The organism is Actinophytocola xanthii (genome assembly GCF_001921205.1).
GTDB classification, from domain to species: domain Bacteria; phylum Actinomycetota; class Actinomycetes; order Mycobacteriales; family Pseudonocardiaceae; genus Actinophytocola; species Actinophytocola xanthii.
The window spans coordinates 71,044-83,471 of sequence record NZ_MSIE01000018.1 but is presented as its reverse complement, the minus strand read 5'-3'; the positions used below and the strand labels follow the sequence as shown (position 1 = coordinate 83,471).

12 protein-coding genes are annotated in these 12,428 nt (G+C 70.1%); 8 read left to right on the top strand and 4 right to left on the bottom strand.

Features of this window, described 5'->3' with window-relative positions; all coding sequences use genetic code 11:
- The first annotated feature begins 13 nt into the window (after positions 1-13).
- The 5 genes from BU204_RS12130 (at position 14) to BU204_RS12110 (ending at position 4,741) form a co-directional block, all read left to right on the top strand.
- Positions 14-1,048: a methyltransferase gene (locus BU204_RS12130; RefSeq protein WP_083661235.1), complete on the top strand. Its 1,035-nt coding sequence runs from the start codon at positions 14-16 to the stop codon at positions 1,046-1,048.
- Positions 1,049-1,130: 82 nt separating this feature from the next.
- A complete protein-coding gene (locus BU204_RS12125; RefSeq protein WP_075125729.1) occupies positions 1,131-2,429 on the top strand; it encodes an erythromycin esterase family protein in 1,299 nt (432 codons plus the stop codon).
- Positions 2,430-2,445: 16 nt separating this feature from the next.
- Complete coding sequence (locus BU204_RS12120) at positions 2,446-3,294, top strand: GNAT family N-acetyltransferase (RefSeq protein WP_083661234.1); 849 nt, start codon at positions 2,446-2,448, stop codon at positions 3,292-3,294.
- Positions 3,295-3,310: 16 nt separating this feature from the next.
- Positions 3,311-4,084, top strand: a complete 774-nt coding sequence (locus BU204_RS12115) for an SDR family NAD(P)-dependent oxidoreductase (protein ID WP_075125727.1) — start codon at positions 3,311-3,313, stop codon at positions 4,082-4,084.
- A 297-nt stretch (positions 4,085-4,381) separates the two neighbouring features.
- Positions 4,382-4,741 (top strand): hypothetical protein, encoded by a 360-nt coding sequence (locus BU204_RS12110; RefSeq protein ID WP_075125726.1) that lies wholly within the window; start codon positions 4,382-4,384, stop codon positions 4,739-4,741.
- A gap of 153 nt (positions 4,742-4,894) precedes the next feature.
- Here BU204_RS12110 and ccrA read toward each other — a convergent pair whose 3' ends face one another.
- Positions 4,895-6,229 (bottom strand): crotonyl-CoA carboxylase/reductase, encoded by a 1,335-nt coding sequence (gene ccrA / locus BU204_RS12105; RefSeq protein WP_075125765.1) that lies wholly within the window; start codon positions 6,227-6,229, stop codon positions 4,895-4,897.
- A gap of 217 nt (positions 6,230-6,446) precedes the next feature.
- Here ccrA and BU204_RS12100 point away from each other — a divergent pair, with 217 nt between their 5' ends.
- On the top strand, positions 6,447-6,992 hold the full coding sequence (locus tag BU204_RS12100; protein WP_083661233.1) for a DUF2269 family protein: 546 nt from the start codon (positions 6,447-6,449) through the stop codon (positions 6,990-6,992).
- A 55-nt stretch (positions 6,993-7,047) separates the two neighbouring features.
- Here BU204_RS12100 and BU204_RS12095 read toward each other — a convergent pair whose 3' ends face one another.
- From BU204_RS12095 to BU204_RS12085, 3 genes are all read right to left on the bottom strand, one after another.
- Positions 7,048-8,034, bottom strand: coding sequence for an NAD-dependent epimerase/dehydratase family protein (locus tag BU204_RS12095; protein WP_075125725.1), 987 nt, complete (start codon positions 8,032-8,034; stop codon positions 7,048-7,050).
- A gap of 49 nt (positions 8,035-8,083) precedes the next feature.
- Positions 8,084-9,430: a nucleotide sugar dehydrogenase gene (locus BU204_RS12090; RefSeq protein WP_075125724.1), complete on the bottom strand. Its 1,347-nt coding sequence runs from the start codon at positions 9,428-9,430 to the stop codon at positions 8,084-8,086.
- 159 nt (positions 9,431-9,589) lie between these two features.
- Positions 9,590-10,762, bottom strand: coding sequence for a glycosyltransferase (locus BU204_RS12085; RefSeq protein ID WP_075125723.1), 1,173 nt, complete (start codon positions 10,760-10,762; stop codon positions 9,590-9,592).
- A 93-nt stretch (positions 10,763-10,855) separates the two neighbouring features.
- On the opposite strand from BU204_RS12085, the gene BU204_RS12080 reads away from it, so the two are divergent.
- On the top strand, positions 10,856-11,305 hold the full coding sequence (locus tag BU204_RS12080; protein WP_233160079.1) for a sugar 3,4-ketoisomerase: 450 nt from the start codon (positions 10,856-10,858) through the stop codon (positions 11,303-11,305).
- The gene (locus BU204_RS12075) at positions 11,302-12,420 is read left to right on the top strand and encodes a DegT/DnrJ/EryC1/StrS family aminotransferase (protein WP_075125721.1); all 1,119 of its coding nucleotides are present in this window, start codon (positions 11,302-11,304) and stop codon (positions 12,418-12,420) included. The genes BU204_RS12080 and BU204_RS12075 overlap by 4 nt, the downstream gene beginning before the upstream one ends.
- Positions 12,421-12,428: the final 8 nt, after the last annotated feature.

Here is a 12,428-nt window from a genome sequence, read left to right as displayed (position 1 = left end):
AGCACGTGAAGTCATGAGCACCGACGGAACCGACACCACGGTCAAGGACGTCCAGGTTCTGCTCGACCTGATGTTCCCCACGTCCGGGCAGTGCCTCGGCATCGCCGCCGAGCTGCGGATCGCCGACCTACTGGCCGACGGACCGCGCTCCGCGGCGGACCTCGCCGCGGAGACCGGCGCGCACGCCCACGCACTCCAGTCCACACTGCAGATCCTCACCGAGGACGGGATCTTCGAGGAGGTCGAGCCCGGCGTGTTCGCCAACACGTCGCGCTCGGAGCTGCTGCGGCCGGGCGTGCCGAACTCGCAGTTCGTCATGTCGCAGTTCGCCGCGTCGGAGTGGCTGTGGAACTGCTACGCCAAGACCGGCTACAGCGTCAAGACCGGCAAGGCCGCCTTCGAGGAGGCCTACGGCAAGACGCTGTGGGCCTACATGGGCCAGAACCCGGACAAGGGCCGCGAGTTCAACATGGCCATGAACGAGTTCTCCGCCACGCTCGGCCCGCGGATCGTGTCGGGGTACGCCGACTTCGGCAAGGCCGGCGTGGTCGCCGACCTCGGCGGCGGCACCGGCACGTTCCTCGCCAACATCCTCACCGCGTACCCGTCGGTGCAGCGCGGCGTCCTCGCCGACCTGCCGCCGGTGATCGAGCAGGCGAAGGCACGCCCGGAGCTCGCCGAGCTCATCGAGAAGGGTCGCCTCGACTTCCACGCCGGTGACTTCTTCGAGAGCGTTCCGGCCGGTGTGGACCTGTACGTCTGCAAGCAGATCACGCACTCGTGGAACGACGAGAAGCTGCTCTCGGTGCTCAAGCGGTGCCGGGACGCCTCGCCCACCGCCAGCATCGCGGCGGCCGAGCTGGTTCTGCGGCCGGGCGTGCAGAAGTTCGTGAAGTACTTCGACGTGATGATGCTGGTCACGATGGCCGGTTTCCTCCGCACCGAGGAGCAGTACGCCGAGGTGTTCAAGCAGGCCGGCTACGAGCTGCGCCGGGTGGTCCCGACCGAGACCGCGTTCTCGATCATCGAGGCCGTGCCGGTCGACTAGGGCCGGCTGGCGAAACGCACAACGACGGCACCGGCCACCACTGGTGGCCGGTGCCCGTCCTGGCCTGAGGAGAAAGACGATCGTGACTGCGTACAGCGAGCCGACCACGACCGACGAGGCGACCGTCCGGGGAGAGGTCACGGAGTGGATCCGACAGTACGGGCTCCCTCTGTCCACAGCGGAGGTCGAGGCACCCCTTCGCGACCTCGAGCCACTCGCCGGCATGGTCGGTGACGCGGACGTGGTCGGCATCGGGCCGTCCACCTACGGAGGGCACGAGCAGTTCACCCAGACACACCGGATCATCCGAATCCTGGTGGAGCGCCTCGGCTTTCGCACCGTGGCCACCGAGGAGGACTGGGATGTCATCCGCGAGCTCGACCACTACGTGCTGACCGGCGAGGGCGAGCTGGACGCCCTGCTGGCGGGCACCGGCGTCCCCTGGCGGGTGCGCGAGGTGCGGGACCTGATCGAGTGGATCCGGGGCTACAACGCCGACCACGGCGAGGACCCGGTGCGGCTGGTCGGCGTCGGCGTGATCGACACCCGTCCTGCCCTGTACACCGAGGTGAGCGGCTACGTCGAGGCGACCGCGCCGGAACGGCTGGCCGAGCTGACCGAGCACTTCGAGGTGGTCACGCCCACCCGGCCCGACCACGTCCGCTGGTTCATCTCCCAGGTGGCCGACAAGGACCGCTACGTCGAGCACGCCCGCGCCGCGGAGGCGCTGGTCGCCTCGCTCCCACCGGGGGACACGGAACAGGACGTGCGGCGACACGACTGGATCGTCCAGCAGGCGCGTCAGATCGTGGCGTTCTACGAGCACTACGCGTACCACCTGACCGACGACGGCTACCGCGACCGGAAGATGGCCGAGAACCTGGTCTGGTGGCACCGCCACACCGGCCACCGCATCGCCTACTGGTCCACCAGTGCGCACAGCGTGCGGGCCGACGAGCTCACGATCAACGTCCCGCCCCGCGGCACGCTGGCCTTCAAGCCCACCGGTGGGCACCTGCGGGACGAGTTCGGGAGCCGGTACCTCTCGATCGGCATCACGTTCACCCAGGGCACCGTCAACTCGGGATGGGGGCTGCCGCCGTTCGCCAGCCGGCCGATCCCCGCACCCGCGCTCGCGGACGGGTTCGTCGAGCCCGCCTTCCACAACTACGCCTCGCCGCGCTACCTGCTCGACCTGCGCCGGGGAGCGCCGGAGGTCGTGCGTGAGTGGCTCGCCAGGCCGGTGAAGGCCAGGGTGATCGGCTCCATCTGCGCGGCCGACCAGCCGGCGGAGGGCTACTACATGACCGGGGGCTCGCTCGCCGAGTGGTACGACGTGCTGCTCCACGAGAAGGAACTCACCCCCACCCAGGTCCAGTGACAAGCGGGAGAAGCTGATGAAGGTAACGTCCACTCCGGACCCGGCGGAGTTCATGGCCGCTGCCGGCGACTGGCTCGTCGCCGCGCCGGTGGAGAACAACGTCCTGCTCGTGCACGGGCTCGACCCGAACGGCGTGCCGCCGGGCGACCGGGAGCCGGTCTTCGCCACCATCACCAACCAGGACGGGACCGTGGTGGGCGCGGCCTTCGCCCGCTCGCCGTACCGGATGACGATCTCCGCGATGCCCGCCGAGGCGGCCGTCGCCCTCGCCGAGCACCTGGCCAAGGAGTCCGAGCCGGTGCCGGGCGTGAACGGTCCCACCGAGGCGGCGGTGGCGTTCTCCACCCGCTGGGCCGAGCTGACCGGACAGCAGATCCGGCAGGAACGCGCGCAGTGGATCATGCAGTGCACCGAGACGACCCGGCCGGAGAACCCGAACGGCCGGCCACGCCTCGCCACCCAGGACGACCTGGACACGGTGGCGGAGTGGTTCACCGCCGGTATGCGCGACAGCGGCCTGTCCCCCGAGGAGATCAGGCGGCGCACCCAGCACATGGTCGGCGGACAGATCGCCAACCAGCGACTCCTGGTGTGGGAGACCCCGGACGGCGCCCCCGCCGGCGCTGCCGGGTGGAACCCGCCGCTGCACGGAGTGGTCCGGCCGTCCGGGGTGTTCGTGGCACCGGAGCACCGGGACGGCGGGATCGCCTCGCTGGTGCTCGGCGAGGTGGTGGCCAGGGCCCTGGAGGGTGGCGCGGACGCCTGCGTCTGCACCCACTTCCTGCAGTACCAGTCGATGCAGGCGGTGGTCGAAAAGGTGGGCTTCCGCCGCGTGCTCGACGTCGTCGAGCACATCTACGAGTAAGCGCGAAGGGGACCACATGAGCTCGAACGTGGCACGCTACCCGGACCTCGACGGCAAGGTGGCGGTGGTGACCGGAGGATCCCGCGGCATCGGCGCGCAGGCCTGCCGGCACTTCGCGGCCAACGGGATGAAGGTCGTGGTGAGCGGCCGAGACAAGGACGCCATCCAGTCCGTTGTGGATGGCGTCACCGCCTCGGGTGGCGTCGCCACCGGGATCGCCGCCGACGTGACCGACAGGAACGCGGTCGACGAGCTGCGTGCGGCGGCCGAGCGCGAGTTCGGCCAGGTCGACGTACTGGCCGCGTTCGCCGGCTTCGACCTGGGACAGGGCGCCCTGGACGAGGTGGACGAGCAGACCTGGCACGCGGTGATCGACGGCAACCTCACGGCGACCTTCCTCACCGTGCAGGCCTTCCTGCCCGGGATGATGGCCCGCGGCGGGGGCTCGGTCATCACGATGGCCTCGACCGCCGGCCGGCTCCCCGGGCGTGCGTCCATCCCGTACTCCGCGGCCAAGGCCGGGGTGCTGATGTTCACCAGGCGGGTGGCGCTCGACGCCGGGTCGCGCGGTGTCCGCGTCAACGCCATCGCGCCGTCCGCGATCCTGACCGACAAGCAGGAGCAGCGCATTCCCGCGGACGTGCGGGAGCAGGTGGCCAAGCAGTTCACCATCGCGCGGTGGGGCACGCCGCAGGACTGTGCCGACGCGGCGTTGTTCCTCGCCTCGGACGCGTCCGGGTGGGTCACCGGTCAGACGATCGACGTGGCGGGCGGAAAGGTCATGCTGTAGCAGGGCCGCAGCAGGGCCGCCTCGAGGCCTCCTCGAGGCGGCTACCGCCGGTGGAGCGTTTGCCGCGGGTGGTCTACGTCCCCGGGAGTAGCCGGGAAGCATTCGTGTGCCCGACGACCCGGCCCGGCCGAACTGGGACTCTTCTCGCAATGACAGCGTGCGAACGACCAGCAGGGAGAGTGGGCACGAGCCGCCTTCGACCGACGCGGCGCTTTGTGGCTCTACGCTTCGTGAAAAAGGGAAATTTGGCCGGGAGTGTCCACGATACCGGTGCAGTAATGTCGAAGGAGTGAGGAAATGAACTACCCCACCGCCCGCAACCTGACCGCGGTCGGCTTGGTCGGCATCATCATCGGCATCGTCTTGCTGCGAATCGCCGGTGTCGAGATGCCGGCCGTGCCGCCGGGAGCGGTCATCTGCCTCGTGGCCGTGATCCTGCTCCTCGCCGCCCCCTGGCGTTGGGTTCCTATCGTCGCCGTGCTCGGTGCGCTGATGGAGGCGATCCCGTCCTTCGCGGGTATCGGCAGCGCCGACCACGGGACGCTGGAGGTCGCCGGCGACTGGATTCGCCTGCTCGGCGCGCTCACGGCGCTGGTCTTCGGCGTACTCGCCACGATCGCCTCCTTCCGTCGGGCGAAGTCGGAGTCCGCGTCCTGAGGCGAGGAACCCACCGACGACCGAACAACCGCCGGATGCGATTCGCATCCGGCGGTTGTTGTTCGTCCTGTCGTTCTCCCGCTGGCGCCGGCTCCCGTACGGCGGCGACCCGGTGCGGCTGCGCCGCACCGGGTCGCTGCCGGTCACCGTGGCTCAGGCGGCGTGGCGGAACAGGTTGATCCGATCCTCGCCGATCCTCGCCCTCAGCGCCGGGTCGGTGATGCCGAGCCCCTCCTCGGGGGACAGGCAGAGCACGCCCACCTTGCCGGCGTGGCCGTTGGTCTGCACCAGCCGCACCGCCTCCGGCACCTCGTCGAGCGGGTACACGGTGGACAGCGTCGGAAGGATCTGCCCGCGGTTGATCAGGCGGTTGCAGTCCAGCTGCTCCTTCATGTTCGCGCCGTGGCTGCCCACGATCCGCTTCACCCGCATCCACAGGTAGCGGTTGTCGAACTGGTGCTGGTAGCCGGTGCTCGACCCGCAGGTGACGACCGTACCCGCGGTCTTGGCCACGAACACCGAGATCGCGAACGTCTTCTGGCCGACGTAGTCGTAGACGATGTCCGGGTCCTCGCCGACCTGGGTGCGGATCATCTTGCCGAGCCGCCGCCCGATCTCCACGGTCCGCGCGGGATCGTCGCCGTTGTAGCCGGCCATCCCGAGCTCCTCGCGGTTGATCACCACGTCACAGCCGAGCTTGCGGGCCAGCTCCTCCTTGGCCGCCGAGCTGACGACGCCGACCGCGATGCCGCCGCCGTTCTTCACGAACTGCACGCCGTAGGCGCCCAGGCCGCCGGTGGCGCCCCAGATCAGCACGACGTCACCCTGCTTCATCCGGGCGCTGTGCTCGCTGACCAGCATCCGGTAGGCCGTTCCCGCGCACAGCGGGTTGCAGGCGGCCTCCTCCCAGGACAAGTGGGCGGGCTTGCGCATGAGCATGCTCGCCCGCACCACGCAGTAGTGCGCGAAGGCGCCGAAGTTGGTCTCGAAGCCCCAGGCGAGCGTGCCCGACTTGATCGAGTCGTTCTGGGCCTCCGGATCCTGGTCGTCGACGTAGCCGGGGCTGACCACGACGTGGTCGCCGATCCGCCAGCCGCCGCGAACACCGTCGCCCATCGCCACGACCACGCCGGCCGCGTCCGAGCCCACGACCTGGTAGGGCTGGTCGTGCCGGGCCTCCCACTTGCCCCTGCGGCCCATGCTCTTGAGGAACTGGAACGTCGGCAGCGGCTCGAAGATCGCCGACCAGACGGTGTTGAAGTTGACGGCCGAGGCCATCACGGCGACCAGGACCTCGTCCGGCGCCAGCTCCGGCATCGGAACCCGCCCCAGCCGCAGCGACTTGCGCACGTCCTTGTCCGCAACACCGCGGAACATGTCGACGTCGTCACGATGGAGGTGCGCGGCGTAGTACTCGCTCGGCACGTCGAGACGCTCGAGCTGCTCGGGCGTCGCGCCGTCGACGACGGCCTGACCCAACGCATCCATGTCCATCCCCTATTCGTCATCAGAAACGGCCGACGCGGTGGGCCGAGGTGAGTTCCTGCTTTTCCAGACGACAATGCTGCTGTCGGATCGTGGCCCGTTGGTGAAGCGCTCGAGACGCGGACCCGCGAGCTGCGGCGTCGCCGCGACCACGACCGGGCGGGACCGCCGGTGCGGTTTAATGAGGAGGTAAGCGGTTCCTGCGCCAGGGAGAGCTCCGGTGACCACTGAAAGCGAGACCGCCGGCCGGACCAGGCCGTCGGCCCGGCGCGCCGGGCTGATGCCGCCGCCCGTCCGCAAGACCGTGCTGGTCCTCCATGTGATCACCGCCGTGGGTTGGCTCGGGGTCACGTTCGGGGACCTCGCGCTCGGGGCCACCGCGCTACTGACCGACGACCCCGAGCTGCAACACGCCATGTTGCGCGGCCTGGGCGTGATCGCCGACGTCGTGTTGATCCCGATCGCGTGGGCCGCGTTCCTCACCGGTCTGCTGCTCGCACTCGGCACCAAGTGGGGCCTGGTCAGGCACAAGTGGGTGCTCACGAAGTTCGTGCTGACCACGGTGGTCGTCCTGCTCACCACCTTCTCGCTCGTGCCCGAGCTCAAGTCGCGGCGCGACGCCGTGGAGGGCTCCGCCGCCGACCAGCTCGTCCCGCTGGACGAGATGTCGATGATCTCCGCCGGCATCGTCTCGACCTCGATCTACACGATCTGCGTGGTGCTGTCGTTGGTGAAACCGTGGGGCCGCACCCGCTGGGGACGGTGAGGTGGGCGGCCGGGTCGCCGCGGACGGCCCGGCCGTGACCTCCTACTCGGCGCCCCTACTCGGCGCCGCTGTCGGGAAGCGCGAGCCACCAGGGGTTCTGCCGTGACCACTCGATGGTCCTCGAGAGACCGTCCTCGAGCGAGGTCTCGCAGGTCCACCCGAGAACGGTCCGGGCCTTGGTGTTGTCCGGAACCCGGCGCGCCAGGTCCTCATAGGACTTGCCAAGCCGGACACCGGTGTCCACGTGGTGGAGTTCGGTCTCCGGGCCGACCAGCTTGACGACCAGCTCGGCCGCGTCGCCGATCGTGGTCTCGGTCATGCTCCCGATGTTGAAGGCCTCACCGACCGACTTCGGGCTGTCCGCCGCGAGCAGGGTGCCCGCGATGGCGTCGTCGATGTAGGTGAAGCACCTGGTCTGCAGGCCGTCGTCGTAGACGACGACCGGCTTGCCGTTCAGCGCCCGGTGGACCGACCGGCTCACGACGAAGCCGGGCCGCTGCCGGGGGCCGTAGGCGTTGAAGTAGCGCACGATCGTCGCCTCGAGGCCGCGCTGGCGGACGAAGGCGAACGTCAGGTGCTCGGCGAGCGCCTTGCTCGAGCTGTAGGTCCAGCGGTCGGCGGCGGTGGCGCCGAGCACGCGGTCGCCGTCCTCGCGCCAGGGCACCGCCGGGTTCTTGCCGAACACCTCGCTCGTGCTGGCCACCACCACCTTGGCTCCGGCGTCGGCGGCGAGGTCCAGCACGTTGCGGGTACCGGTGAAGTTGACGTCGATGACGTCGAGCGGTCGGGCGAGGTAGTTGTCCACGCCCACCACGGCCGCCAGGTGGTAGACCACGTCCACCCCGGAGGTGATCGCCCCGGCCAGCGCGGTCCGGTCGAGGATGTCGCCCTGGACGAACCGGGCGTGCTGGCGCGCGGTCTCCTGCCAGGCGGGCGGCGGGGTCCCGTCGAAGATCGTGACCTCGTCACCCCGCGCGACAAGCTGCTCCACCAGGTGACTGCCGATGAACCCGCAGCCCCCGGTCACCACGACCCGGCTCATCGCAGGTCCGCCTCTCCGCAGTTGGCCCTGTTGGTCGCCAAGATCCCGCTCATCGCCCGATCCCCCGGTAGGTGTAGCCGAGCGCGCGCAGCTCGGCGATCTTGTCCCGCGAGTAGTAGGCGCGGCCGTCGAGCACCAGGCACTCCTCGGCGACGGGCAGCGCCGCGAAGTCGATGTCGGCGAAGTCCCGGTGCAGGGCGAGCACAGCGATGCAGTCGGCGTCGCGGACAGCCTCCTCGACCGAGCCGGTCAGCGGCTGGCCGAACAGCTCCTCGGCCTCGGCGACGTCCACCAGCGGGTCGTGGATGCGCACCTCGCCGCAGGCCTTGACCAACGCGGTCACCGCGTCCTTGGTCGGCGTCGCCCGCAGGTCGCCGGTGTTGTTCTTGAACGCGAGGCCCAGAACGGCGATCTTCGCGGTGGCCGGGTCCTTGCCCTGCTTGGTCAGCTCGTCGATGGCGAGCTGGGCGGTGTACTCCGGCATCCCCGCGTTGACCTGCCGGCCGGCCGGGGCGGTGAGGATCTCCAGGCCGCGTTCCCGGGCCGAGTACCAGGCCATCCAAGGGTCCTTGGTCAGGCAGGAGCCACCGACGCCCACGCTGGGCAGCAGGATGTTGACCATCCCCTTGCCCTTGGGGATCGAGTTGGCCGCGGAGATCACGTCCAGCACGTCCACCCCGAACAGCGCGGAGAACTTCGCCAGCTCGTTGCCGAGCGCGATGTTCAGGTCGATCCACCAGTTGTCGGCGAGCTTGACGATCTCCGCCGCCTCGAGCGAGTCGAGCGGGATGACCTCGACGCCGAGCGCGGAGCGCCAGAACTCCGCCGCGTCCGCCGCAGAATCGGCGTCCAGTCCGCCGGCCACGATCGGGAAGGTGTTCAGCTCGTGCAGCGCCGTGCCCTCGGCGAGGCGCTCGGGGGTGAACGCGAGGCCGAAGTCGCGGCCACCGACCAGGCCGCTGCGCTGCAGCAGGGGCAGCACCATGCCGCGGGTCGTGCCGGGCGGGACCGTCGACTTGAGCACGAGCAGCTGCCCAGGGCGGATGCGCGTGCTCAGCTCCAGGCAGGCGCCCTGCAGCTGCTCGTCGGCGAGCGAGCCGTCCTCGCGCACCGGCGTGCCGACCGTGATCAGCACGATGTCGGCCGCGGTCACCTCGGCGGTGTCGGTCGTCACCCGAAGCCGGCCGGAGTCCAGCCCGGCGAACAGCAGCTCGGCCAGCCCGTGCTCGGCGAACCGGCAGTACCGCCTCCCCAGCTCTTCGACCAGCTTCGGGTTGGTGTCCACGCCGACGACGTCCAGGCCACGGTCGGCCAGCGTGGCCGCGATGCACGAGCCGACATAGCCGAGCCCGATGACCGCAACCTTCAGGTCCTTTTTGCCGGAAACAAATCGCATTCTCTGGCTCCTAAGGCAGACTTGACGCCCGGACCGGGCCGCGGCTCGAGGGTCGACAGACCAAGGTTCTCCGCGCGCCGTCCCCGCGTCGTGGGCCAGAGATCACGACCGGGGTGGGATTCGGTCCTACCGAGGATTCCTCACCCGAGGCCCCGGGGTTCAGGTGAAGGACTTCAGGAGCGCGGCGGTGGCCTCGGGGGAGGGCATGCCGGCGATCTCGGTGGCGATCGCCGTGGCCGCCTCGCGGCGGGACTCCTCGGCGAGCAGGGCGCGGGCACGGGTGGCCACGGCCTCGGCGGTGACCTCCTCGAACAGGAGGCGGTCCGCGGCGCCGGCGGCGCAGACCATCTCTGCGTTGAGCAGCTGGTCCGGGCCGGGGCGGTTTTGCAGGAACAGCTGCGGCCGGCCGGCGGACATCGCGCTGAACGTCGTGCCGTTGCCGCCGTGGTGCACGACGAGGTCAGTGTACGGCAGCAGGTCGGCCTGCGGCACCCAGGACTCGACGACGACGTTGTCCGGCACCTCGCCAAGAACCTCCACGGCGAGCTTGCCCGTGGCCACCAGGACGTCCGCATCCAACCGCGACAGTCCGCCGATCGCGTGGCGGAGCATCTCGACCGAGTCCGACTCGGTGCCCATGGTCAGGTAGACCAGCGGCCGGTCACGCTCGCGGGTGAGCACCCAGCCGGGCAGCTCGGCCGGCGGGTTGAACGGGACGGGGCGCAGCTCCACCCGGTCCGCCGTCGCGAGGAAGTGCGTGTTCTGCATGGACGGTGGGCAGATGTCGAGGTAGGTGTTCCCCAGGAAGGTCGGGTAGGCCTCGGGCAGCTCGACCCCGAGCTCGGCGGCATAGTCGCGCAGCACCACCACCGACCGCGCCATTATCTCGTCGTTGTCGGCCCTCGCGCGGCCGGTGCCGTGGCACAGGGCCGGTATCCCGGCCACCGCGGCCGCGAGACCCGGACCCGGGCAGTAACCGCCGTGCACGACGAGATCCGGCCGGTTGGCGTCGAACACGGGGAGCAGGGCGTCGACGAACGCCTGCGGCATCAACCGGCTGAACTTCGTGGAGATCAGCTCCAGGGTCTGTTCCTGGGGCAGCTCGTCGAAGTCCGGGTGCTTGGCCCGCACCGCGGCGACGGCCTCGCCGACGACCTCGTCGGTCGAGCGACCGGCCACCACCGGGGTGAGACCGAGCTGGCTCAACAGCGAGTGCCTGACCTCGCCGGTGGCGAAGAGGACCTCGTCGCCCCGCTCGCGGGCCGCGACGGCCAGCGGGAGCAGTTGGAAGAAATGTCCGTAGGCCGAGAGGCTGGAGAACAGTACTCGCATGATTTCGATGCTAGCCAGGGACCAGCGGAATGCCTTGTCCCTTCGAGAACCCCTCGAGATGCCCCCGAGTCGAATGCGGCATATTCCTCACCTGTGACCGATGTGCTTCCCACGACCGGACCCGCTGTCGGCCGGATCTCCCCGTGCCGCATGGTCGACCTCACCGAGCACACCGATCCGCGGGGCAAGCTGACCGTGGTCGAGCCCGGCAAGGAGATCGACTTCGAGATCAGGCGTGCCTACTACATCCACCACGTGCCGGAGAACGCCGAGCGCGGGGCGCACGGGCACCGCAGGCTGCGCCAGCTGATCGTCGCCGTGCACGGCAGCTTCGACGTCGTCGTGGACGACGGCTTCGCCACCGGCCGGTTCCGGCTGGACAACCCGAGCCGAGGGCTCTACGTCGGACCGATGGTCTGGCGGGACATGGTGAACTTCGCGCCGGGCACCGTCGGTCTGTGGCTGGTGTCCGAACCGTACGACGAGTCGGAGTACTACCGGGACTACGACGAGTACCTCAAGGACGCGAAGGCGATCGCATGAGCATCCCGTTCCTCGACCTCGGTGCGGCCTACCACGAGCTGGCGGCAGGCCTCAACGCCGCGGCACAGCGGGTGCTCGCCTCCGGGTGGTACCTGCTCGGCCCCGAGGTGACCGCGTTCGAGGAGGAGTTCGCCGCCTACTGCGGTGCCGACCACTGCGTGGCGCTGGGCTCGGGCCTGGACGCGATCGAGCTCTCCCTGCTGGCCATGGGGGTCGGGCCGGGCGACGAGGTGGTCGTGCCCTCCCACACGTTCATCGCGACCTGGCTGGGCGTGGCCGCGACCGGTGCCACACCGGTCCCGGTGGAACCCGACCCCGGCACGCTCAACCTGGACCCGGCCCGGCTGGCGGCCGCGATCACCCCGCGCACCAAGGCCGTCGTACCGGTGCACCTGTACGGGCAGCCGGCCGACCTGGACGCGATCGCCGCTGCGGCCGGGAACGTCCCCGTGCTCGAGGACGCGGCCCAGGCCCACGGTGCGCACTACCGGGGCGCCCGCATCGGCTCCCGCCACGCTGCCGCGTTCTCCTTCTACCCCGGGAAGAACCTCGGTGCGCTCGGCGACGGCGGCGCGCTCGTGACGGACTCCGCCGAACTCGCCGAGCAGGTCCGGCTGCTGCGCAACTACGGCTCGCGGGTGAAGTACCAGCACGAGGTGAAGGGCACGAACTCGCGCCTGGACGAGCTGCAGGCCGCGATGCTTCGGGTGAAGCTGCCCCACCTGGACGCCTGGAACGACCGGCGGCGGGCAATCGCCCAGCGCTACCTGACCGAACTGTCCGATGTAGACGGCCTGGTGCTGCCCGAGGTGCCCGACTGGGCCGACCCGGTGTGGCACCTGTTCGTGGTCCGCACGTCGCGACGCGACCGGCTCAAGGACCTGCTCGACTCCGCCGGCGTCGGCACGCTGATCCACTACCCGGTCGCCGCGCACCGTGCACCGGCCTTCGCCGACGCCGGCTGGCCGAAGGGCTCGCTCCCCCTGGCCGAACAGGCCGCGGACGAGGTGCTGAGCCTGCCGATGGGTCCGCACCTGACCGAGGACCAGGTGAGCACCGTGATCACCGAGGTCCGTCGGGCGATGGGCGCGATCGGCAGGGCCGCCGCCGCCTGAGCGGCGGG

Bases quoted from the DNA above. Each gene is read 5' to 3' on its own strand.
- ccrA (WP_075125765.1), bottom strand. From the start codon at position 6,229: ATGGATGCGTTGGGTCAGGCCGTCGTCGACGGCGCGACGCCCGAGCAG.
- BU204_RS12130 (WP_083661235.1), top strand. From the start codon at position 14: ATGAGCACCGACGGAACCGACACCACGGTCAAGGACGTCCAGGTTCTG.
- BU204_RS12115 (WP_075125727.1), top strand. From the start codon at position 3,311: ATGAGCTCGAACGTGGCACGCTACCCGGACCTCGACGGCAAGGTGGCG.
- BU204_RS12085 (WP_075125723.1), bottom strand. From the start codon at position 10,762: ATGCGAGTACTGTTCTCCAGCCTCTCGGCCTACGGACATTTCTTCCAA.
- BU204_RS12110 (WP_075125726.1), top strand. From the start codon at position 4,382: ATGAACTACCCCACCGCCCGCAACCTGACCGCGGTCGGCTTGGTCGGC.
- BU204_RS12090 (WP_075125724.1), bottom strand. From the start codon at position 9,430: ATGCGATTTGTTTCCGGCAAAAAGGACCTGAAGGTTGCGGTCATCGGG.
- BU204_RS12095 (WP_075125725.1), bottom strand. From the start codon at position 8,034: ATGAGCCGGGTCGTGGTGACCGGGGGCTGCGGGTTCATCGGCAGTCAC.
- BU204_RS12120 (WP_083661234.1), top strand. From the start codon at position 2,446: ATGAAGGTAACGTCCACTCCGGACCCGGCGGAGTTCATGGCCGCTGCC.
- BU204_RS12075 (WP_075125721.1), top strand. From the start codon at position 11,302: ATGAGCATCCCGTTCCTCGACCTCGGTGCGGCCTACCACGAGCTGGCG.